At 72.1% G+C, this 19,818-nt stretch carries 21 protein-coding genes; 8 read left to right on the plus strand and 13 right to left on the minus strand.

Annotation, left to right across the window (positions count from 1 at the left end):
* Nucleotides 1–91: 91 nt before the first annotated feature.
* The gene (locus ABL310_RS08215; RefSeq protein ID WP_349371192.1) at nucleotides 92–958 is read right to left on the minus strand and encodes a CoA ester lyase; all 867 of its coding nucleotides are present in this window, start codon (nucleotides 956–958) and stop codon (nucleotides 92–94) included.
* Between the two features lie 10 nt (nucleotides 959–968).
* Nucleotides 969–1,454 carry a MaoC family dehydratase gene (locus ABL310_RS08220; protein ID WP_349371193.1) on the minus strand — a complete coding sequence of 162 codons (486 nt, stop codon included), beginning with the start codon at nucleotides 1,452–1,454 and terminating at the stop codon, nucleotides 969–971.
* A gap of 138 nt (nucleotides 1,455–1,592) precedes the next feature.
* Here ABL310_RS08220 and ABL310_RS08225 point away from each other — a divergent pair, with 138 nt between their 5' ends.
* The 5 genes from ABL310_RS08225 to ABL310_RS08245 all read left to right on the plus strand — a co-directional run bounded on the left by ABL310_RS08225 (nucleotide 1,593) and on the right by ABL310_RS08245 (nucleotide 9,668).
* Complete coding sequence (locus ABL310_RS08225) at nucleotides 1,593–2,516, plus strand: transglycosylase SLT domain-containing protein (protein ID WP_349371194.1); 924 nt, start codon at nucleotides 1,593–1,595, stop codon at nucleotides 2,514–2,516.
* The gene (locus tag ABL310_RS08230) at nucleotides 2,513–3,724 is read left to right on the plus strand and encodes a DUF2336 domain-containing protein (protein ID WP_349371195.1); all 1,212 of its coding nucleotides are present in this window, start codon (nucleotides 2,513–2,515) and stop codon (nucleotides 3,722–3,724) included. The genes ABL310_RS08225 and ABL310_RS08230 overlap by 4 nt, the downstream gene beginning before the upstream one ends.
* Before the next feature lie 109 nt (nucleotides 3,725–3,833).
* On the plus strand, nucleotides 3,834–5,591 hold the full coding sequence (locus tag ABL310_RS08235) for a thiamine pyrophosphate-dependent enzyme (protein ID WP_349371196.1): 1,758 nt from the start codon (nucleotides 3,834–3,836) through the stop codon (nucleotides 5,589–5,591).
* Nucleotides 5,592–5,602: 11 nt separating this feature from the next.
* Nucleotides 5,603–6,694: an enolase C-terminal domain-like protein gene (locus tag ABL310_RS08240; protein ID WP_349371197.1), complete on the plus strand. Its 1,092-nt coding sequence runs from the start codon at nucleotides 5,603–5,605 to the stop codon at nucleotides 6,692–6,694.
* Nucleotides 6,695–6,731: 37 nt separating this feature from the next.
* Nucleotides 6,732–9,668 (plus strand): FAD-binding and (Fe-S)-binding domain-containing protein, encoded by a 2,937-nt coding sequence (locus tag ABL310_RS08245; RefSeq protein ID WP_349371198.1) that lies wholly within the window; start codon nucleotides 6,732–6,734, stop codon nucleotides 9,666–9,668.
* On the opposite strand, the gene ABL310_RS08250 is transcribed toward ABL310_RS08245, so the two are convergent.
* The 4 genes from ABL310_RS08250 to ABL310_RS08265 all read right to left on the minus strand — a co-directional run bounded on the left by ABL310_RS08250 (nucleotide 9,665) and on the right by ABL310_RS08265 (nucleotide 11,279).
* Nucleotides 9,665–10,423: a lysophospholipid acyltransferase family protein gene (locus ABL310_RS08250; RefSeq protein WP_349371199.1), complete on the minus strand. Its 759-nt coding sequence runs from the start codon at nucleotides 10,421–10,423 to the stop codon at nucleotides 9,665–9,667. The two genes, ABL310_RS08245 and ABL310_RS08250, sit on opposite strands and share 4 nt — an antisense overlap.
* Nucleotides 10,420–10,776, minus strand: a complete 357-nt coding sequence (locus ABL310_RS08255) for a DUF6481 family protein (protein WP_349371200.1) — start codon at nucleotides 10,774–10,776, stop codon at nucleotides 10,420–10,422. The genes ABL310_RS08250 and ABL310_RS08255 overlap by 4 nt, the downstream gene beginning before the upstream one ends.
* Nucleotides 10,773–10,961 (minus strand): hypothetical protein, encoded by a 189-nt coding sequence (locus tag ABL310_RS08260; protein ID WP_349371201.1) that lies wholly within the window; start codon nucleotides 10,959–10,961, stop codon nucleotides 10,773–10,775. The genes ABL310_RS08255 and ABL310_RS08260 overlap by 4 nt, the downstream gene beginning before the upstream one ends.
* Nucleotides 10,962–11,069: 108 nt before the next feature.
* On the minus strand, nucleotides 11,070–11,279 hold the full coding sequence (locus ABL310_RS08265) for a cold-shock protein (RefSeq protein WP_349371202.1): 210 nt from the start codon (nucleotides 11,277–11,279) through the stop codon (nucleotides 11,070–11,072).
* A 348-nt stretch (nucleotides 11,280–11,627) separates the two neighbouring features.
* On the opposite strand from ABL310_RS08265, the gene ABL310_RS08270 reads away from it, so the two are divergent.
* Nucleotides 11,628–12,491 carry a hypothetical protein gene (locus ABL310_RS08270; protein WP_349371203.1) on the plus strand — a complete coding sequence of 288 codons (864 nt, stop codon included), beginning with the start codon at nucleotides 11,628–11,630 and terminating at the stop codon, nucleotides 12,489–12,491.
* Here ABL310_RS08270 and ABL310_RS08275 read toward each other — a convergent pair.
* The 7 genes from ABL310_RS08275 to ABL310_RS08305 all read right to left on the minus strand — a co-directional run bounded on the left by ABL310_RS08275 (nucleotide 12,458) and on the right by ABL310_RS08305 (nucleotide 18,308).
* Nucleotides 12,458–13,333 carry a 3-hydroxybutyryl-CoA dehydrogenase gene (locus ABL310_RS08275; RefSeq protein ID WP_349371204.1) on the minus strand — a complete coding sequence of 292 codons (876 nt, stop codon included), beginning with the start codon at nucleotides 13,331–13,333 and terminating at the stop codon, nucleotides 12,458–12,460. The genes ABL310_RS08270 and ABL310_RS08275 overlap by 34 nt on opposite strands.
* Nucleotides 13,334–13,509: 176 nt before the next feature.
* Nucleotides 13,510–14,445: an electron transfer flavoprotein subunit alpha/FixB family protein gene (locus ABL310_RS08280; protein WP_349371205.1), complete on the minus strand. Its 936-nt coding sequence runs from the start codon at nucleotides 14,443–14,445 to the stop codon at nucleotides 13,510–13,512.
* A gap of 2 nt (nucleotides 14,446–14,447) precedes the next feature.
* The gene (locus ABL310_RS08285) at nucleotides 14,448–15,197 is read right to left on the minus strand and encodes an electron transfer flavoprotein subunit beta/FixA family protein (RefSeq protein WP_349370077.1); all 750 of its coding nucleotides are present in this window, start codon (nucleotides 15,195–15,197) and stop codon (nucleotides 14,448–14,450) included.
* A 179-nt stretch (nucleotides 15,198–15,376) separates the two neighbouring features.
* Nucleotides 15,377–15,970, minus strand: a complete 594-nt coding sequence (locus tag ABL310_RS08290) for a cob(I)yrinic acid a,c-diamide adenosyltransferase (RefSeq protein ID WP_349371206.1) — start codon at nucleotides 15,968–15,970, stop codon at nucleotides 15,377–15,379.
* 76 nt (nucleotides 15,971–16,046) lie between these two features.
* Complete coding sequence (locus ABL310_RS08295; RefSeq protein WP_349371207.1) at nucleotides 16,047–16,649, minus strand: acyloxyacyl hydrolase; 603 nt, start codon at nucleotides 16,647–16,649, stop codon at nucleotides 16,047–16,049.
* Nucleotides 16,650–16,800: 151 nt separating this feature from the next.
* A complete protein-coding gene (locus tag ABL310_RS08300) occupies nucleotides 16,801–16,989 on the minus strand; it encodes a twin transmembrane helix small protein (protein WP_349371208.1) in 189 nt (62 codons plus the stop codon).
* A 110-nt stretch (nucleotides 16,990–17,099) separates the two neighbouring features.
* Nucleotides 17,100–18,308 (minus strand): penicillin-binding protein activator, encoded by a 1,209-nt coding sequence (locus ABL310_RS08305; protein WP_374730405.1) that lies wholly within the window; start codon nucleotides 18,306–18,308, stop codon nucleotides 17,100–17,102.
* Nucleotides 18,309–18,495: 187 nt separating this feature from the next.
* Between ABL310_RS08305 and rsmI the strand changes: the two genes are divergently transcribed.
* Together rsmI and ABL310_RS08315 are read left to right on the plus strand one after the other, a co-directional pair.
* Nucleotides 18,496–19,443 (plus strand): 16S rRNA (cytidine(1402)-2'-O)-methyltransferase, encoded by a 948-nt coding sequence (rsmI, locus tag ABL310_RS08310; RefSeq protein ID WP_349371210.1) that lies wholly within the window; start codon nucleotides 18,496–18,498, stop codon nucleotides 19,441–19,443.
* Nucleotides 19,440–19,814 carry a YraN family protein gene (locus tag ABL310_RS08315; protein WP_349371211.1) on the plus strand — a complete coding sequence of 125 codons (375 nt, stop codon included), beginning with the start codon at nucleotides 19,440–19,442 and terminating at the stop codon, nucleotides 19,812–19,814. Before rsmI ends, ABL310_RS08315 begins: the two co-directional genes overlap by 4 nt.
* Nucleotides 19,815–19,818: the final 4 nt, after the last annotated feature.

Below are 19,818 nucleotides of genomic sequence, written 5' to 3' on the forward strand. Positions count from 1 at the left end.
GAGCCACGGGGTAGGCAAACCGCTCTCCTATTGTCGAGACTCGGCAAGCGGCAAGCGAGAGACGGGCGAACGCCGGTTCGGGTCGGCCCGCTCACCCCGCCCGCGCCAGCACCCGCCGGGCGCGCTTGAGGTGCGGCATGTCGATCATCTCGCCCTCGATCGCGACGACGCCGGCGCCCGGGTCGGCGGCGAAGGCGTCGACGATGGCGCGGGCGCGGGCGACCTCCTCGGGGGAGGGGGTGAAGGCCGCATTGATGACGGGCACCTGCGCCGGGTGAATGGCGAGCTTCGCCACGAAGCCGTCGCGCCGCGCCGCCCGGCATTCGGCGGCGAGGCCGTCCGTGTCGCGGAAGGCGGTGTAGACCGAGTCGATCGCGTCGATCTCGGCCGCGGCGGCGCCGAACAGCGTGAGCGAGCGGGCGAGCCGGTAGGGCTCGGTATAGGCGCCGGCCTCGTCGCGGTTCGCCTCCGCGCCGATGTCGGCGGAGAGGTCCTCGCCGCCCCAGGCGAGGCCGCGCAGCCGGTGGCTCGCGCCCGGATAGGTGCCGAGCGCGAAGATGCCCTTCGCCGTCTCGGTGGCGATGGCGAGGATCGTCGTTCCGCCGTCGGCGAGGCCGTATTCGGCCTCGCGCACGGCGATCATGGCGGCGAGATGGGCGACGTCGTGCCCGCCTGCGGCCTTGGGCAGCACGATCCCGTCCGGCGCCCCGGGCATTACCGCATCGAGATCGGCCCCGATGAGATCGGTGTCGAGGGCGTTGACGCGCACGAGCAGCCGCGGACGGCCCGCCTCGCCGGCGGCGCGGGCGAGGAAGGCGGCGGCGACTTCCCGGCCCCGCGCCTTCTCGCCCGGCGCGACCGAATCCTCGAGGTCGACGATCAGCGCGTCGGCGCCCGCGGAGAGCGCCCGGTCGAGCTTCTTCTCGCTGTCGCCGGGGACGAAGAGATACGAGCGCATGCCGTCCTCCTCACGCCGCCGGGCGCTTGAGCATGAAGGCCTGGCGCGTGCATTGCGCAACCAGCGTGCCGTCCTGCTTGTAGGCGCGGTGGCGGAAGGTGACGATGCCGGCATTGGGGCGCGACTTCGATTCGCGCTTCTCGACCACCTCGGTCTCGCAGCGCACCGTGTCGCCCTCGAAGAGAGGGGCGGGGAAGGTCACGTCGGTCATGCCGAGATTGGCGATGGTGGTGCCGACCGTCGTGTCGTTCACCGAGATGCCGATCATCAGGCCCAGCGTGAACAGCGAGTTGAGGAGAGGGCGGCCGAACTCCGTCTGCGTCTCGCAGAAATGCGCGTCGATGTGGAGCGGCTGCGGATTGAGCGTCATGTTGGAGAACAGCATGTTGTCCATCTGCGTCACCGTGCGGGTGAGGCGATGGGGAATCACCGCGCCGGGCTCGAAATCCTCGAAATAGATCCCACCGCGCGGGTGGCGGCGCCCTTCGTCGACCATGCTGTCCTCCTCGTGGCCGCGCGGGGGCCGCCCGCGCGCCTTCAGCCTTCGTTTACCATGATGCGCCGATGATGGCTCTCGCGCCCGCCGCGCGCCCGGAGCGGGTCGGCGGCGGGGCTGGGGGTTCGTCGGCGCGCCATGTTCCTGTTCACCACGCCACCCGTCTCGTCCAGTTCTCCGGACGGCGCCACGCCGCGACCGGTGCTCGAGGCGATCCGCGACGGGGCGCGGGCGAACGGGCTCAATTTCGACTATCTGCTCGCGGCCGCGCAACGCGAATCCGCGCTCGACCCGCAGGCGAAGGCGAGCACGTCCTCGGCGACGGGGCTGTTCCAGTTCATCGAGCAGACCTGGCTCGGCCTCGTGAAGAGCGACGGCGCGCGGCTCGGGCTCGCGGACGCCGCGCGCGACGTCGTGCAGCAGGCGGACGGGTCTTTCGCCGTCGCCGACCCGGCCCGCCGGGCGGAGATCCTGGCCCTGCGCGAGGACCCGCGGGTCGCGGCCCGGCTCGCCGGCGCGCTGACGGCGCAGAACGGCGCGGCGCTCGCCCTCGATCTCGGCCGCGAGCCGTCGGAGGCCGATCTCGCCGTCGCTCACGTGCTCGGCGCGAGCGGCGCCGCTCGGCTGATCCGCGCCGCCGCCGAGACGCCGTCGGCATCGGCAGCCGACCTGTTCCCGCGCGCCGCGGAGGCGAACCGCAGCCTGTTCTACGACGAGGCCGGCGCCCCGCGCGGGGCGGGCGAGCTCTACCGCCTGATCGCGGCCGCCCACGGGCGGGCGCGGGACGCCGCGCCGTCCGCGGCGCCCGCCTTCGCCGAAGGCGCGCCCGTCGCCTTCGCCCGGAGCGGCGGGCCGGCCTTCCACGGCTTCTTCCGCACCGACACGCCGAGCGGGCCCGTCTCCGGCGCCGTCAAGGCGCTCTGGAGCGCGCCGCCGGACGGCGCCGCCGCCTCCCCGACGCGCGTCGCGCCCTCCGAGGCCGCCCTCGTCGAGGTGCGCGCCCGCCGAGAGGCGAGGGACGCGCCGCTGGACCTGTCCGCCTTCACGAGGGTCGCGCGATGATCGTGCGCCGTTTCCTGCTCTGGGCCCGCACCGCGTCCCCCGGCGACCGCGCCGAGGCGGTGAGCGCGCTCGCCCGCGCCTATCTCTACGGCGACCTCGCGCCCGGCGACGTGCGCGACGCCGAGACGGCGCTCACCGCCATGCTCGACGATCCCTCGCCGCTGGTCCGCCGGGCCATGGCCGAGGCCTTCGCCAACGCGCCGGACGCGCCGCGCCACGTCGTCGTGGCGCTCGCCTCCGACCAGAGCGGCATCGCCGCGCTCGTGCTCGCCCGCTCGCCGCTCCTCACCGACGCCGATCTCGTCGACGCGGTCGCGCTCGGCGACGATTTCTGCCAGACCGCCATCGCGCTGCGCCCGCGGCTCACTTCCGGCGTCGCGGCGGCGCTCGCCGAGATCGCCTGCCCGCAGGCGGTGGTGGAGCTTTTGGGCAATCCCGGCGCTCAGATCGCGCCCTCGACCTTCGCCCGCATCCACGAGCGGCTCGGCGACGACCCCGAGATCCGCGAGGCGCTGCTGGAGCGCGCCGATTGCCCGGTCGACGTGCGCCAGGCGATCGCGGTGGCGCTCGCCTCGCGCCTCGAGAGCTTCGTCGTCGGCCGCGGCTGGCTCTCGGCCGAACGCGGGGCGCGCGTGGCGCGCGAGGCGCGGGAGAAGACGACGGTGGCGCTGTCCGCCGGACCGGTGGCGGACGCCGCGCGGCTCGTGACGCATCTGCGCCGGACGGGCCAGCTGACCCCCGCCATGATCCTGCGCGCCGTCCTCTCGCGCGCCATGCCCTTCGCCGAGGCCGCCTTCGCCGACCTCGCCGAGATGCCGGGCAAGCGCGTCGTCGCCATCCTGCACGATCCGCGCGGCGCCGGCTTCCCCGCGCTCTACCGCAAGGCGAAGCTGCCGCCGGCCCTGCTGCCCGCCTTCGAGGCCGCGCTCTCGGCGCTGCGCGAGGCGCAGGGCGACAGGGCGAGCGCCGCGGCGCAGCTCTCGCGCCGCATGGTCGAGCGCGTGCTCTCCGCCTGCGCCGCCCTGCCGGCGGAGGAGAGCGGCAAGCTCCTCGTGCTCCTGCGCCGCTACGAGGTCGAGGCCGCCCGCGAGGAGGCCCGCGAGGCGAGCCGCGCCATGGCCGAGGACGCGGCCCTCGACGTCGCGCTCGCCCATGTCGAGCGCGGCATCGTCGAGGCGATCCGCGCCCGGGGCCTGCTCGCCGCCTGAGCCCGCCCTTCCGGAACGAACCCGCCGCCCTCCCTGTTGACCGCGCAAATCCGGTTGCGCGCGGCCCGCCTCGGCTGTCGGCGCGCATGCGCTTCAGGGAGTGGCTCTCATGGCATCCAAGACCGCCGCCGACGTCCTCGTCGACACGCTGATCGAGTGGGGGGTCGACACGATCTTCGGCCTGCCGGGCGACGGCATCAACGGCATCGTCGAATCGCTGCGCAAGCGCCAGGACGAGATCCGCTTCGTTCAGGTGCGCCACGAGGAAGGTGCGGCCTTCATGGCCTGCGGCTACGCCAAGTTCACGGGCAAGCTCGGCGTCTGCCTCGCGACCTCGGGCCCGGGCGGCATCCACCTGCTCAACGGGCTCTACGACGCCAAGCTCGACGGCCAGCCGGTGCTCGCCATCACCGGTCTTCAGTTCCACGACCTGATCCAGACCCATACCCAGCAGGACGTCGAGCTCGACAAGCTGTTCCAGGACGTCTCGGTCTACAACGCGCGCGTCATGGGCCCCGCCCATACCCGCAACGTCGTCGAGCTGGCCTGCCGCTCCGCGCTCGCCTATCGCGGCGTCGCGCACGTGACGATGCCGGTGGACACCCAGTCCCAGCCGGTGAGCGCCGATTACCGCTCGAAGCGCAACATCGCCGGCCACGTCTCGGATCGCATGGCCGAGAGCGCGCACATCCCGACCGAGGGCCAGATCGCCGAGGCCGCCGCCATCCTCAACGAGGGCAAGCGCACGGTGATCCTCGCGGGCCGCGGCGCGCTCGGCGCCCGCGACCAGGTGATCGCGCTCGCCGAGCGGCTCGGCGCGCCCATCGTCAAGCCGCTGCTCGGCAAGGGCGTCGTGCCCGACGACCACCCGCTGACGACCGGGGGCACGGGCCTCCTCGGCACGCGGCCCTCGCAGGAGGCGCTGGAGAGCTGCGACACGCTGCTGATCGTCGGCTCGTCCTATCCCTACATCGAGTTCTATCCCACGCCCGGCCAGGCCAAGGCGATCCAGATCGACATCGACCCGCAGCGCATCGGCCTGCGCTACGACATCGACGCGGCGCTGGTGGGCGACTCGGCCCGGGTGCTCGAGATGCTGATGCCGCGCCTCGACTATCGCCGGGACCGCTCCTTCCTCGAGGAGGCGCAGACAGGCATGCAGGACTGGCGCGACCTGATGCACGAGCGCGGCACGCGGCGCGACACGCCGATGAAGCCGCAGGTCGTCGCCCACGAGCTCAACAAGCTCATCCCCGAGAACGCGATCCTCACCACCGATTCCGGCACGATCACCACCTGGATCGCGCGCCACGTCGACATCCGCGGCGACATCATGTTCTCGTGCTCGGGCAACCTCGCCACCATGGCCTGCGGCCTGCCCTACGCCAACGCCGCCGCCATCGCCTACCCGAACCGGCCGGTGATCGCCTTCGTCGGCGACGGCGGGCTCTCGATGCTGATGAGCGAGCTGATCACGGCGAAGAAATACGATCTCGACGTGAAGGTCATCGTGATCAAGAACAACACCTTCGGCCAGATCAAGTGGGAGCAGATGGTTTTCCTCGGCAACCCCGAATACGGCTGCGAGCTGGAGGACGTCGACTTCGCCACCATCGCCCGGGGCTGCGGCTTCGTCTCCTACCAGATCACCGATCCGGAGCTTTGCGGCGACACGCTGCGTCAGGCGCTGGCGACGCCGGGGCCGGTCCTGGTGGAAGCCGTCGTCGATCCGCACGAGCCGCCGATGCCGCCGAAGATCAAGCCCGGCCAGGCGATGAAGTTCGCCGAGTCGCTCGCCCGCGGCACGCCGAACGCGTCGAAGATCGCCCTCACGGCGGCCTCCGACACCGTCCGCGAGATCATCTGAGGCGGCGCGCGATGGCCGGCGCCGTCCCCATCGACGCCCTCGAGGCGCGCGCCTACCGCATCCCGACGGACGCGCCCGAGGCGGACGGCACCCTCGAATGGGACGCGACGACGCTCGTCGTCGTCACCGCGGTCGCGGGCGGCGTCCGCGGCACGGGCTACGCCTATGCCGACGCCGGCGCCGCCGCCATCGCCGCCGGCACGCTCGCCGGGGAGGTGCTGGGCGAGAGCGCCATGGACGTGCCGCGCCTGTGGGACCGCATGCGCCGGCGCGTGCGCAACATGGGCTCGTCGGGCGTGGCGGCAGGCGCGATCTCGGCGGTGGACACGGCGCTGTGGGACCTCAAGGCCGGCCTGATCGGCCTCTCCCTCGCCGACCTGTGGGGCGCGCGGCGCGAGGCGGTTCCGATCTACGGATCGGGGGGCTTCACCTCCTACGACGACGCGCGCCTCGCCGAGCAGCTCGGGCGATGGGTCGCCGAGGACGGCTGCGCGCGGGTCAAGATGAAGGTCGGCGCCGATCGCCGGCTGGAGGAGCGCCGCATGCGCGTCGCCCGCGAGGCGATCGGGGAGGCGGCCCTGATGATTGACTCGAACGGCGCCTGCACCCCGCGCGAGGCGCTCGCGATGGCCGAGGTCGCCCTCGGATTCGGCGTCGACTGGTACGAGGAGCCCGTCACCTCCGACGATCTCGACGGCCTCGCCTATATCCGCGCCGGGCTCCCCGGCGCCATCGACTGCGCGGCGGGGGAATACGCCTACGGTCCGCACGACGTCCGCCGCCTGCTCGAGGCGCGCGCCGTCGATTGCCTCCAGATCGACGCCACCCGCTGCCTCGGCTACACGGGCTTCCTCCAGGCCGCCGCGCTCGCCGAGGCCTTCGCGGTACCGATCTCGGCCCATACCGCGCCGGCCCTGCACCTGCCGGTCTGCCGCGCCGCGCCGCTCTGCCGCCACATCGAATGGTTCCACGACCACGTCCGCATCGAGGCCATGCTGTTCGACGGCGCGCCGACCCCGAAGGCCGGCGCCATCGCCATGGGCGACGCCGCCGGCCACGGCCTGACCTTGAAGGCGAAGGACGCCGAGCGCTTCGCCCTGTGACCCGAGTGACCGCCCTCGAAACCGAAAGAGAGCGCCCATGAACGCCCCCGCCCGGATCGTCGCGCGCAACGCCTCCGGCCGCATCGTCAGCGAGGCCGCCCGTTTCGACGGCGATCCGGACGCGCTCGCCCGCGATCTGGCGGCGCATGTCGACGGCGAGGTGCGCTTCTCCGACGGCGACCGGGCGCTCTACGCCACCGATTCCTCGAACTACCGCCAGGTGCCGATCGGCGTCGTCGTCCCGCGCTCGGTCGAGGCCGGCGCGGAGGCCGTGCGGATCGCGGCCCGGCACGGGGCGCCGATCCTGTCGCGCGGCGGCGGCACCTCGCTCGCGGGGCAATGCACCAACACGGCGGTCGTGATCGACTGGTCGAAGCATTGCGGCCACGTGCTCGACATCGAGCCGGAGGCGCGCACGGCCCGGGTCGAGCCCGGCTGCGTCCTGGACGTCCTGCGGACGCAGGCCGAGCGCCACCACCTCACCTTCGGCCCCGATCCGGCGACCCACAGCCACAACACGCTCGGGGGGATGATCGGCAACAATTCCTGCGGCGTGCACTCGGTGATCGGCAAGCGCACCGCCGACAATGTCGAGGCGCTCGACGTGATTACCGCGCGGGGCTTGCGCCTGACGGTGGGCAAGACCTCGGACGCCGATCTCGCCCGCATCCGCGCCGAGGGCGGGCCCGTCGCCGACCTCTACGACAATCTCGACGCGTTCCGGAAGACGCACGAGCGCCTGCTCCGCGAGGGCTACCCGGACATCCCCCGCCGGGTGTCCGGCTTCGCCGATCTCGACAAGCTCCTGCCGGAGCACGGCTTCGACGTGGCGAAGGCGCTCGTCGGCACCGAGGGCACCTGCGTGACGATCCTCGGCGCGACGCTGAACCTGATCGAGAGCCCGCCCGAGCGGGTGCTCTGCGTGCTCTCCTTCCCCTCGATCTACGAGGCCGCCGACGAGGTGGTCGCCGTGCGCGAGCACGGCCCGATCGCCATCGAGGGGATCGACGGCTTCCTCGTCGACGCGATGCATCGCAAGCACCTGCACGAGGACGACATGGAGGTCCTCCCCGAGGGTGACAGCTGGCTCCTCGTCGAGTTCGGCGCCTTCGACCGGGCGCAGGCCGAGGAGAAGGCCCGCGCCCTGTGCCGCGCCTACGAGAAGAAGGGCGTATCCGCCCGCCTCCTCGCCGCGCCGGAGAAGACCGCGAAGGTCTGGAGCGTGCGCGAGGCGGGCCTGCCGGGCTCGGCCTACATCCCCGACCGCCCCGAGACCTGGGAGGGCTGGGAAGACACGGCGGTCCCGCCGGCGAAGCTCGGCGCCTATGTCCGCGAGCTCCAGGCGCTCTACGACAAATACGGCTACGTCTCCCCGATGTACGGCCATTTCGGCGACGGGCTCGTCCATTGCCGCGTCTCCTTCGACCTGAAGCACGAGGACGGCGTCGCGGAATGGTCGCGCTTCCTGAGCGACGCGGCGGATCTGGTGGTGAAGTACGGCGGCTCGCTCTCCGGCGAGCACGGCGACGGCCAGGCGCGCGGCGCCCTGCTCGAGCGCATGTACGGCCCCGATATGCTCGCCATGTTCCGCGCCTTCAAGGAGATCTGGGATCCCGACGGGCTGATGAACCCCGGCAAGATCGTCGATCCCTACCCGGCGACCTCCAACCTGCGGCTCGGGCCGACGGTGGAGCCCGAGGAGCCGCGCACGGTCTTCTCCTACCACGAGGAGGGCGGCTTCGTGGCCGCAGCCGAGCGCTGCGTCGGGGTCGGCAAGTGCCGTCGGCTCGATTCGGAAGGCGGCGTGATGTGCCCGTCCTACATGGTCACCCGCGAGGAGAAGCACTCCACCCGCGGGCGCGCGCGGCTCCTGTTCGAGATGCTGCACGGCGGCGCCATGGAGGGCGGCTTCAAGGCCGACGCGGTGGAGGACGCGCTCTCGCTGTGCCTCGCCTGCAAGGGCTGCAAGAGCGATTGCCCGGTCAACGTCGACATGGCGACCTACAAGGCGGAGTTCCGGGCGCGCTACTACAAGGGCAAGCTGCGCCCCCGCTCGGCCTATTCGATGGGGCTGATCCACGTCTGGGCGCCGCTCGGCGCGCGCATGCCGCGGCTCGTCAATCTCGCCACGCGCCTGCCGGGCCTCGCCTCGATCGCCAAGAGCGTCGCGGGCCTCGCGCAGGAGCGCACCATCCCGTCCTTCGCGCACGAGACGTTCCGCAGCTGGTTCGCCCGCCGCCGCGACCGCCCGGAGACCGGCGAGCGGGTGCTGATCTGGCCGGACACGTTCAACGACCATTTCCGCCCGGGCACGCTGATCGCTGCGACGCGGGTTCTCGAATCAGCCGGCTACCGCGTGGACATCCCGCGCCGGCGCCTGTGCTGCGGGCGGGCGCTCTACGCGGAGGGCTTCCTCGATACGGCGCAGAAGCTCTGGATCCGCACGCTGGTCTCGCTCGCCGACGAGATCGAGGCGGGCACCCCGATCGTCGGCGTCGAGCCCGCCTGCACGACGGCGTTCAAGGACGAGCTCGTCAACATGTTTCCCGACGATCCGCGCGCGCGGGCGCTCTCGGAGCAGGTGTCCTATTTCTCGGATTTCGTGATGGCGCACGAGGCGCGCTTCGATCTTCCGGAGATCGCCGACGCGGCGCTCGTGCAGATCCACTGCAATCACCACGCCGTCCTGAAGGACGCGGGCGAGCGCGCGCTGTTCGAGAGGCTCGGCCTCGACGCCGAGATCGCGCCGTCGGGCTGCTGCGGCATGGCCGGCTCCTTCGGCTTCGCGCAGGAGACCTACGAGACGGGGATGGCCTGCGGCGAGCGGGTGATCCTGCCGATGGCGCGCGACGCGGGCGCGGACACCGTGATCCTCGCCGATGGTTATTCCTGCCGCGAGCAGATCGAGCAGGGCACGGGGCGCGCGACGCGCCACGTGGCGGAGCTGATGGCGGAGCGGATGGGGATGGCCTAGCCCTGCTTGTTCGCCTCGAGCGTCGCCTCGGCGCGGCGCGCGAATTCCGCTGCGGAAAGACCCGGCGGGATCGGCTCGGCGTAGGTCACCGTGATCGCGCCGGCCCGGCGCGGGGCGCCGGAGCGCCAGAACGCGCCGGCGTCGTGCGCCATCGGCAGGGCGGGGACGCCGAGCGCGGTGTAGAGCAGCTCCGTGCCGCGCTTGAAGACCACGGGGTCCGTCGGCGCGCGGCGCGTGCCTTCGGGGAAGATCAGCACGGGGCGGCCCTCGGCGAGCGTCGCGCGGCTCTGGGCGATCATCTCCTTGAGGGCCTTGCCGCCACTGGCGCGGTCGATGACGATCATGCCCGAGCGCCGCAGGTACCAGCCGAAGACGGGAATCGCGAGCAGCTCCTGCTTCGCCACGATGGCGACGTCGGGAAACAGCACGAGCGCCGCGAAGGTCTCCCAGGTGGATTGGTGGTTCGCGACGACGAGGAACGGTCCCTCGGGCACGTTCTCCCGGCCGCGCTCGACGTGGCGAAGCCCCACGATCGCGCGCAGGCCGAAAAAGGCGCCGCGCACCCACACCCGCGTCGCCGCCCGGATCGCCCGCGGCGAGCCGACGAGCGCGAAGATCGGGATGGCGAGGCCGAACAGGCCGGTCCACAGGGCCAGATAAGCGTCGAAGGCGCGCGAGCGCGCATTCGGGATCAGGCGCCGCGGGGCCGGCGGCGCGGCCGGCAGGGCAGGGGGGAGCGCGGTCGTCTCGGTCATTTGCGGGCTTTGCGGGCGGCGTAGCGGGCGTCTCGGGCGGCCTTCTGCTGGGCCAGCAGATCGGCCTCGCGGCGGGCGGCGTCGGCCTCCTCGGTCGCCGCGCGCTCGCGCTCGGCGGTCTCGCGGGCGATCCGCTCCGCCTGCTGCCGCTCGGCGTCGGCGGCGCGCTGGGCGGCCTTCTCGGCGCGTCGGGCGTCGGCCTCGCGGGTCGCGGCGGCCTGGGCCGCACGCCGCTCGGCGGCGGCCGGATCGTTCTGGGGCGAACGCGCCTTGGCGCGCTCCAGCATGGCGCGCTTGGCGCTCGCGGCGTCGCTCTGGCGGTCGGTGAAGCTCTTCTCGCGAAAGCCGCTCATGAGCGAATCTCGCTCTCGCGGACGGCGAGCTCGGCGGAGCCCGACTTCACCCGGTAGGCGGCCTCGCCCGTCTGGTCGGCCGGCATCAGGCGCACGATCTCGTAGCTGTCGGCGCCGGTGAAGCGCCCATCGGGAACCGGGGCGCGCAGCAGGCGGACCCGTTGGCCGATCTTGAAGCGGTGCATTCTCTCTTCCTCTCGTCGAAGCGCCGGCGGCGGCCGCCGGCGCCAATGCGTGAAGCCACCCGGGAGATCGGGTGGCTTCGGTATCCGCGTCTGACGACGAGGCGGGCCTCAGGCGGCCTGGATGTTGTTGACGGCGACCTTGCCGGTGCGGCGGTCTTCCGCCGTGTCGAAGGCCACCTTCTGGCCCTCGACGAGGCCGCGCATGCCGGCGCGCTCGAGCGCGGTGGCGTGCACGAAGACGTCCTTCGAGCCGTCCTCGGGCTGAATGAAGCCGAAGCCCTTCTGGTCGTTATAGAATTTCACGGTACCGTTGGTCATTGTGTCGTCCAGTCTGAAGTGCGTGCGTGCAAGCGGGCGCACAGGGCGTGCGTCCGGTCGCGGTCGTCGATGTTTCGGTAGAGTCTGAACGCCCGCACGGCTCAGCCAGCGCGACACGGCCCGATTGTCCGGCCAAAAGATCGTCCCCTGAAATACGCGCCTTCACCCGCAAATACAAGGGTGCGGGCTCTCGTTTCAACGAGAGAACGGAACTCGGCCGATCTGCGCGTCGAGCGCGTGCGTCGTTAACCGTATCTTCACCACGGCGTCGACGCGCCTGCGAGAACAGTCGATAGTCGGCGAAATTCGAGCCGGACCGCCCGGCACCCATGGAAAGGATGCGCGACGATGGGCGCCGCGGACGTGGTCGCAGCAGCAGGAAGGGAGGCTCGCGATCTCGCGCGCGTGATGCGCCGCGACCCCGTCGCCGGAACCGGCGCGCGTCTCCTGCTCGGGATCACCCTCGGCGCCGTCCTCGTCCATTGCGCGGCCATCGCGGGGGAACAGCTCGGCCTCCTGCGCGACGAGGCCCTGGTCGACTTCCTGCGCCTCGACTACGACCGCGCGCTTCCCGAGATCCTCAATTACGGCCAGACGCTGCTCGCGGCGGTCCTGTTCGGGATTCTGTTCCTGCGCGGCCGCGGCGCGGTCTTCGCCGGCTTCGCGCTCGCCTTCGCCGTCATCGCCCTCGACGACATGGTGTCCTATCACGAGATGGCTGGCGACGCGCTCGTCGTGGCCCTCGACCTGCCGGCCCTGCCGGGCCTGCGCCCGGACGACAGCGGCGAGCTCCTCGCCTGGGCGCTGGTCGGCGTTCCGCTCGTCGCGCTGCTGGCCTGGGGCTTCGTCGTCGCCGACCGCGCCGCGCGTGGGCTCGCCGTTCTCGCCGGCGCGTCGCTCGGCCTCCTCGCCGTTTTCGCGGTGGGCGTCGACATGGCGCATGTCGCGCTCACCTCGGAGGCCGTCGGCCTGCCGGCGGCGCTCGCCGGCGCGCTCGGCATCGCGCCGGATCTCGCCTTCAAGGGCGTCGACGCCGTGCTGATGACCGCGGAGGACGGCGGCGAGATGCTCGCGATCGCGCTCGCGGCCGCGCTCGCGCTCGCCGCCTGGCGGCGCGAGACGGCGGCGAGCGACCGTCACTTCGGACTCGCGCTCGCGCCGGAGCGTCTCGCCTACGTTCAGCGCGTGGGGATCGGCGTCTCGCCGCGGTAATCGTAGAAGCCACGCTTGGTCTTGCGGCCGAGCCAGCCGGCCTCGACGTACTTCACCAGGAGCGGGCAGGGCCGGTACTTGGTATCGGCGAGGCCGTCGTGCAGCACCTGCATGACGGAGAGGCAGGTGTCGAGCCCGATGAAGTCGGCGAGCTGCAGCGGCCCCATCGGATGGTTGGCGCCGAGCCGCATGGCGGTGTCGATGGCGTCGACGGAGCCCACGCCCTCGTAGAGCGTGTAGATCGCCTCGTTGATCATCGGCAGCAGGATGCGATTGACGATGAAGGCGGGGAAATCCTCCGCGGTCGTCGTCGTCTTGCCGAGCTTGTCGATGAAGGCCTTGGCCGACTCGAAGGTCGGGTCCTCGGTGGCGATGCCGCGAATCAGCTCGACCAGCTGCATCAACGGCACGGGGTTCATGAAGTGGATGCCGATGAAGCGTTCGGGCCGATCGGTGGAGGCGGCGAGGCGCGTGATCGAGATCGAGGACGTGTTGGACGCGATGATCGTCTCGGGACGCAGAACCGGGCAGAGCGCCGTGAAGATCGAGCGCTTGACCTGCTCGTTCTCGGTGGCCGCCTCGATGACGATGTCCGCCGGCGAGAGCGCCTCGAGGCCCACCGCCGGGCGGATCCGGTCGAGCGCGGACTTGCGCTCTGCGTCCGAGATCATCTCCTTGGCGACCTGGCGGGCCATGTTGCCGTTGATCGTGGCGAGCCCGGTGGTGACCCGGTCCTCGCTGACGTCGTTCAGGAGAACATCGAGACCCGCGAGCGCGCAGACATGGGCGATGCCGTTGCCCATCTGTCCCGCGCCGATGACGCCGACCGTCTTGATCTCCATGAGATCGTCCTCACCATCCGTTCCGCGCGGCCGTTCCGGCCGCATCCGACACACGCGCCCGATCGCCTCGGGCCGCGGCGACCTTCGCACGAGCGGGCGCGCTTGCCCATGCCCCGCGCCCGAAAAAACGGTTCAAAAGCAGAGGCGCGCGCCGGAGGGCGCGCGCCGCGTGAGCCTCACTTGGAGAGCTCGTCCTTCAGATCCGGCAGGATCTGGAACAGATCCCCCACGAGGCCGTAATCGGCCACCTGGAAGATCGGGGCTTCCTCGTCCTTGTTGATGGCGACGATGACGCGCGAATCCTTCATGCCGGCGAGGTGCTGGATGGCGCCGGAGATGCCCACCGCGATGTAGAGGTCGGGCGCGACGACCTTGCCGGTCTGGCCGACCTGCCAGTCGTTGGGCGCGTAGCCCGCGTCGACCGCGGCGCGCGAGGCGCCCATGGCCGCGCCGAGCGTGTCGGCGATGGGCTCGATATAGGTCTTGAAATTCTCCGTCGAGCCGAGCGAGCGGCCGCCGGAGATGATGATCTTGGCCGACGTCAGCTCGGGCCGGTCGGAATGGGCGATCTCCTCGCCCTTGAAGCTCGACAGACCCGGATCCTCGGCGGCCGGGACCTGCTCGACCTTCGCGGAGCCCCCGGTCCCCACCGCCTGGAAGGAGGCGGTGCGCACCGTGATCACCTTCTTCGGCTCGGTGCAGGTGACGGTCTGGAGCGCGTTGCCGGCGTAGATCGGCCGCTCGAACGTGTCGGGGGCGACCACCTTCACGATGTCGGAGACCTGCATCACGTCGATGAGCGCCGCGACGCGGGGCATGACGTTCTTGCCCGTGGTCGAGGCCGGCGCGACCAGCGCGTCGTAGCGCTCGGCCAGCGCGACGATCAGCGCGGCGAGCGGCTCGGCGAGAAACCGCTCGTAGGCGGGCGCATCGGCGTGGAGCACGGTCTCGACGCCCTCCAGCGTCGCCGCCGCCTCGGCGACGGCGCCGGCGCCGGAGCCCGCGACCAGCACGTGCACGGGCGAGCCGATCTCGCGGGCGGCGGCGAGCGTCTTGTGGGTCGCGTCCTTGAGGGTCGCGTTGTCGTGTTCGGCGAGGACGAGGATCGCCATGGTCAGAGCACTCCCGCTTCGTTCTTGAGCTTGCCGACGAGCTCGGCGACCGAGCCGACCTTGACGCCGGCCTCGCGCTTGGGCGGCTCCGTCGTCTTCACCACGGTGAGCCGCGGGGCGACGTCGACGCCGAGCGCGTCGGGCGTCGTCTCCTCGAGCGGCTTCTTCTTGGCCTTCATGATGTTGGGCAGCGACGCGTAGCGCGGCTCGTTGAGGCGCAGGTCCGTCGTGACGATGGCGGGGAGCTTCAGCGAGACCGTCTGGAGGCCGCCGTCGACCTCGCGCGTGACGTCGATCGTGCCCTCGGCGGGCTCGACCTTCGAGGCGAAGGTGCCCTGGGCCCAGCCCAGCAGCGCGGCCAGCATCTGGCCGGTCTGGTTGCAATCGTCGTCGATCGCCTGCTTGCCCATGATCACCAGGTCCGGGCTCTCGTTGCCGACGATCGCCTTCAGCAGCTTCGCCACCGCGAGCGGCTCGACCACGCCGTCGGTCTTGACCAGGATGCCTCGGTCCGCGCCCATGGCGAGCGCCGTGCGGATCGTCTCGGCCGATTGCTGCGGCCCGATCGACACCGCCACGACTTCCGTCGCGACGCCCTTCTCCTTGAGCCGGATCGCCTCCTCGACGGCGATCTCGTCGAAGGGGTTCATCGACATCTTCACGTTGGCGAGGTCGACGCCGGACCCGTCGGGCTTCACCCGGATCTTCACGTTGTAGTCGACCACCCGCTTGACAGGCACCAGGATCTTCATGGGTTGACGTCCTCGTCGCAAGGCGCTGGGTCGCGCCCGCACCGGCCGCCGATGCGGCCTCGTCTGGCGTTGAACCGAAAGCGAGCGGACCGTACAGAGCGCGCTTCTTCGTTGTCAACGCGCGAAAAAGGCCAATCGGTCCCGCTTCGCCCCGCGCCGCGGAGCGCGCGGAGTCGTCGTCACCGGTTCTTGCCCGGCACCCAGAGCACGTCGGCCTGACCCTTCTCGTTCACGTGCCGGCTGGCGACGAAGAGGAAGTCGGAGAGCCGGTTGAGATATCGCACCGCCGCGTCCGAGACGGGCTCGTCGGACTTCGCCGCGAGCGCGACGACGAGACGCTCCGCGCGCCGGCAGACGGTGCGGGCGAGATGCAGCGCGGCGGCGGCCGGCGACCCGCCCGGGAGGACGAAGGAGCGCAGCGGCTGGAGGTCGGCGTTGAGCTGGTCGATCTCGCGCTCGAGGCGCTCGACCTGGGACGCGACGATCCGCAGCGGCTCGTAGGGCAGGGGCTCGCCCGTGTCCGGGGTGGCGAGATCGGCGCCGAGATCGAACAGGTCGTTCTGGATGCGCGCGAGCATGGCGTCGACCTCCGGCGCGGCGCTCGCCGTGTGCAGGCGAGCCATGCCGATGCAGGCGTTGGTCTCGTCCACCGTCCCGTAGCTCTCGATGCGCAGATCGTTCTTCGGGCGGCGTTCGCCGCTCGCGAGCGCCGTCGTGCCCTGGTCTCCGGTACGGGTGTAGATACGGTTGAGGACGACCACGTCCGCCTCCATGCTCGGGTGACTGTCCGCCCCAGATAGGGCGGCCCGCGCCGGGAAGGAAGCGCCGGGGAGAAAGCCCCCGCCGCGCTCAGAAGGAATAGCCGAGGCGCGCGCCGAAATTGGTCATGCTGGTCGGCGTGTCGCACAGCCCGTTGTTCGACAGGTGCTCGACCGAGGCGACGAAGCTCCACGCGTCGCTGATGCGGTAGCCGACGGAGGCGCTCTCGCGCAGGCTCGGCCCGCAGCCGGCGGCGACCCCGTCCTCGAGCCCCGCATCGGTGAAGGCTGAGGCGCGCGTCTCCTGCAGCGCGCCGCCCAGCGACGCCTCGACGAACACACGCGGGCCGAGATCGACGCTCCAGGTCAGCCCCGCGAACGCGAAGCTCACGCCGCCGTCGAGATCGAGGCTGCCGCCGATGTGCGGGCGCGGCACGAAATAGCTCGCGAACAGGTCCGCCGGCGTGAAGGGCCTCTGGAACAGGAGCTCGCCGTGCACGGCCGCCGCCTGGGCGCCGTCCTCGCTGAACGGATCGACGGAGAAGACGCCGAAGCGCGCCTCGGACAAGAAACCGCCCCGCATGCCGACCGGGGTGGGCATCGGCGTCTCCGTGGTCCCGACATCCGCAGCCGACGCGCCGCCCGCGCCGAGGCAGCAGGCGAAGGCCGTTGCAATGACCGTGGGGACGCGCATGTGACGGGACTCCTCGTGCGCCCGGTCTAGCGCCGAACCGGGGCGAAGGGAAGGCGATTTGCGGCCCGAACGGGGACGACCGCGACATTCCCCCCATTCTCGGCCAATTATGGCGAGAACGGGGCGAAGTCGCGCCCGGATCGGGGCGACCTCAGGCCGCCCGCCACCAGATGACGCCCATGATCACCACGATGGCCACGAATTGGAGCAGCACGCGCAGGCGCATCAGATGCTGCGAGCGATTGGCGCTGCCGCCGCGCAGCATGTTGGCGAGCCCCATCACCAGGACGATGAGAACGAGGCCGATGGCGACCCCGACGATGACGTCGTCGAAACCCATGGAACGATCCTGAAAGCGGCGCGGCGCTGTTCCGCCGCGCCCGACGTTGCGCAAGCGCGTGAACTAGGGCCCGGCGGCGGCGAAAGCGAGCCCCGCGTCGGCGCCCACCGTCAGACGTCCGGCAGCGCGCGCGGGGCCGGGCTCACCACGACGGCCGCGCCGCTGCGCGCCTCGTAGACCGCGAGCGCTCGGTCGTTCAGCCCGTCCGCGCGGAAGCGGAAGACGCCGTCGACCCCGTTGAAGCCGGCGCGATTCGTCAGCACCGCCTCCGAGAAGCGCTGCGTGCCCTGCGTGCGGTTGAGCGCCGCCGCGAGCGAGACCGCATCGTAGGCGAGCGAGGCGATGCGCACGGGCGCCTCGTTGAAGGCCGCCTGATAGCGGGCGGCGAAGTTCTGGAAGCCGGTCTGCTCGGGCGCCGCGAACCAGCCGCCCTGGAGCATGGGCAGGCCGAGCGCGCTCGGGTCGTTCCACAGGGCGGTGCCGAGCGGCTTCACCCGCGTGGGATCGAAGCCCGCGGCCTGGAGCGCCGCGTTCACCGCGGCGAGGCCGGCGGGATCGTCGGGGACGAAGAGCGCGTCGACCTGCGGGGACGCGCCGGTCGCGACGCCGGAGAGGCGGGCCACCGCCGCCTGCGCCTGGCCCGGGGCGTAGCGCTCGACCTGGACGACGCGCACGCCCCGACGCGCCGCCGTCTCGCGGAACTGCGCCTCGACGACGTTCCCGTAGGTCGTCTGCGGGATGAGGGCGGCCACCGCCCGGCGGCCGTTCTGCGCGGCGTAGTCGACCACGCGCTCGACCTCGGGCTGCGGCAGGAATCCCATCAGGTAGACGCCGCGGCTCGCTACGGTGGCGTCCGTCGAGAAGGCGAGCACGGGCACGTTCGCCGGTCGCGCCACCTCGCCCGCGGCCTGGACCGAGCCGGCGAAGAGGGGGCCGACGATCAGCTCGGCGCCGGCGGCCGATGCCGCGCTCGCCGCCGCGCGAGCGCCCTCGGGCGTTCCGCGCGTGTCGTAGACGGTGACGGCGAGGTCGGGGTCGCGGAATTCGCTCAGCGCGAGGCGAGCGGCGTTGCGCATGTCCTCGGCCGCCTGCCGGCCCTGGCCCTGGCCGCCCAGCGGAAGAAGCAGCGCCACGGGCACGGAGCCCTCGCTCAGCGGCTCGCCGGCGACGCTCGCAGGCTGGGTGGCGAAGGGCCCGCCGCCGTCGCCGAAGGGCGTGACGCAGGCCGCGAGCGCCAGCGTGGCGAGCCCGGCGAGCGCCGCGCGCGCCGCCCGGAACGGACCCGATCCCGTCGCGCCCGCCCCGCGGCCGGACGCCATCTCCCCGTTCGCGTTCATTACGCAACCCCTTTCCTCGATTCGCGCGCGGGGCCATGCTGGCGGACGCGCGCATCGCGTGACTTTCGCCGCATTCCGTGACACGGGAGCGGCGGCAACGCAATTTTAACTTAACCACCGGGCGCGTCGCCAGCCGCCCGGGCGTTTTTCCAGCCGGGATTCACGTCTCATGCCGCGTCCGATCGACAACCGCACCCGTCGCGCGCCGAAGCCGGGGCGCGGGGAGGGCGGCGTCTTCACCGCTTTCGGCATGGCCGCGGAGGCCGAGCCGCTGACGCCGGGGCTCTACGTCGTCGCGACCCCGATCGGCAACCTGCGCGACATCAGCTTCCGCGCGCTCGCCACCCTCGCGGCCGCCGACGCCGTGCTCGCCGAGGACACGCGGGTGACGAAGCATCTCCTCGCCCATTACGGCATCACGACCCCGCTCGTCTCCTACCACGAGCATTCCGGCGACGTCGTGCGCGAGCGCATGCTCGAGCGCGTGCGCGAGGGCCAGGCGCTGGCGCTCGTCTCCGACGCCGGCACGCCGCTCGTCTCCGACCCCGGCTACAAGCTCGTCCAGGCGGCGATCGCGGAGGGGCTGCCGGTGACGCCGATCCCGGGGCCGTCCGCGATCCTCTCCGCCCTCGTCGTCTCGGGCCTGCCCTCGGACCGCTTCTTCTTCGAGGGCTTCCTGCCGGCGAAGTCCGGCGCGCGGCGCGCCCGGCTGGAGGCGCTCGCCGGCATCCCCGGCACGCTGCTCCTGTTCGAATCGCCCCACCGCCTGCCGGAGATGCTCGCCGACGCCGCGGACGTCCTGGGCGAGCGCCCGGCCGTCGTCGCGCGCGAGCTCACCAAGATGTTCGAGACCGTGCGGCGCGGCACGCTGGGCTCGCTCGCCGGCGCGTTCGCCGCGGAAGGGCCCCCGAAGGGCGAGATCGTCGTCCTGATCGGCGAGGCTTCGGACGAGACCCGCCGCGAGGAGGCCGAGACCGGGCTCGACGAGGCGCTCGCCCGCGCGCTCGCGAGCCACTCGATCAAGGACGCCGCCGCCCTGGTCGCGGCCGAGACCGGGCTGCCGAAACGCGAGGTCTACGCGCGGGCGCTGGCGCTCGCCAAGGACAAGGGGCGATGACCGCGCCGACCCGCGCCGTGCGCCGCCGCCGCCTCGTGCGCGGCGCCCGCGCCGAGACCCTCGCCATGCTGTTCCTGATGCTGCGCGGCTTCCGCCCCCTCGCCCGCAACTGGCGCGCCCCCGGCGGCGAGATCGACCTCGTCATGGCGCGGGGCCGGCTCGTGATCTTCGTCGAGGTCAAGGCCCGCCCCGACCTCGACGCCGCCGCGACCGCCGTTGGATGGGAGAAGCGCCGGCGTCTGGCCCGCGCGATCCGGGCCTGGAAGGCGCGCAACGGATGGGCGGGGGAGGGCTGGTCGTTCCGGGTGGACGCGGTGTTTTTGGGGAGGGGGCGGTGGCCGCGGCATGTGGCGGGGGTGATGGAGGTTTAGAGGG

Origin of the sequence: Salinarimonas sp. (assembly GCF_040111675.1) — a bacterium.
GTDB lineage: Bacteria > Pseudomonadota > Alphaproteobacteria > Rhizobiales > Beijerinckiaceae > Salinarimonas.

Coding starts and splice junctions, on each gene's coding strand:
- ABL310_RS08240 (WP_349371197.1), top strand. CDS start 5,603: ATGGCCGGCGCCGTCCCCATCGACGCCCTCGAGGCGCGCGCCTACCGC.
- ABL310_RS08215 (WP_349371192.1), bottom strand. CDS start 958: ATGCGCTCGTATCTCTTCGTCCCCGGCGACAGCGAGAAGAAGCTCGAC.
- ABL310_RS08225 (WP_349371194.1), top strand. CDS start 1,593: ATGTTCCTGTTCACCACGCCACCCGTCTCGTCCAGTTCTCCGGACGGC.
- ABL310_RS08270 (WP_349371203.1), top strand. CDS start 11,628: ATGGGCGCCGCGGACGTGGTCGCAGCAGCAGGAAGGGAGGCTCGCGAT.
- ABL310_RS08290 (WP_349371206.1), bottom strand. CDS start 15,970: ATGGAGGCGGACGTGGTCGTCCTCAACCGTATCTACACCCGTACCGGA.
- ABL310_RS08275 (WP_349371204.1), bottom strand. CDS start 13,333: ATGGAGATCAAGACGGTCGGCGTCATCGGCGCGGGACAGATGGGCAAC.
- ABL310_RS08295 (WP_349371207.1), bottom strand. CDS start 16,649: ATGCGCGTCCCCACGGTCATTGCAACGGCCTTCGCCTGCTGCCTCGGC.
- ABL310_RS08300 (WP_349371208.1), bottom strand. CDS start 16,989: ATGGGTTTCGACGACGTCATCGTCGGGGTCGCCATCGGCCTCGTTCTC.
- ABL310_RS08250 (WP_349371199.1), bottom strand. CDS start 10,423: ATGACCGAGACGACCGCGCTCCCCCCTGCCCTGCCGGCCGCGCCGCCG.
- ABL310_RS08285 (WP_349370077.1), bottom strand. CDS start 15,197: ATGAAGATCCTGGTGCCTGTCAAGCGGGTGGTCGACTACAACGTGAAG.
- ABL310_RS08305 (WP_374730405.1), bottom strand. CDS start 18,308: ATGGCGTCCGGCCGCGGGGCGGGCGCGACGGGATCGGGTCCGTTCCGG.
- ABL310_RS08315 (WP_349371211.1), top strand. CDS start 19,440: ATGACCGCGCCGACCCGCGCCGTGCGCCGCCGCCGCCTCGTGCGCGGC.
- ABL310_RS08230 (WP_349371195.1), top strand. CDS start 2,513: ATGATCGTGCGCCGTTTCCTGCTCTGGGCCCGCACCGCGTCCCCCGGC.
- ABL310_RS08260 (WP_349371201.1), bottom strand. CDS start 10,961: ATGCACCGCTTCAAGATCGGCCAACGGGTCCGCCTGCTGCGCGCCCCG.
- ABL310_RS08265 (WP_349371202.1), bottom strand. CDS start 11,279: ATGACCAACGGTACCGTGAAATTCTATAACGACCAGAAGGGCTTCGGC.
- ABL310_RS08220 (WP_349371193.1), bottom strand. CDS start 1,454: ATGGTCGACGAAGGGCGCCGCCACCCGCGCGGTGGGATCTATTTCGAG.
- ABL310_RS08235 (WP_349371196.1), top strand. CDS start 3,834: ATGGCATCCAAGACCGCCGCCGACGTCCTCGTCGACACGCTGATCGAG.
- rsmI (WP_349371210.1), top strand. CDS start 18,496: ATGCCGCGTCCGATCGACAACCGCACCCGTCGCGCGCCGAAGCCGGGG.
- ABL310_RS08255 (WP_349371200.1), bottom strand. CDS start 10,776: ATGAGCGGCTTTCGCGAGAAGAGCTTCACCGACCGCCAGAGCGACGCC.
- ABL310_RS08280 (WP_349371205.1), bottom strand. CDS start 14,445: ATGGCGATCCTCGTCCTCGCCGAACACGACAACGCGACCCTCAAGGAC.
- ABL310_RS08245 (WP_349371198.1), top strand. CDS start 6,732: ATGAACGCCCCCGCCCGGATCGTCGCGCGCAACGCCTCCGGCCGCATC.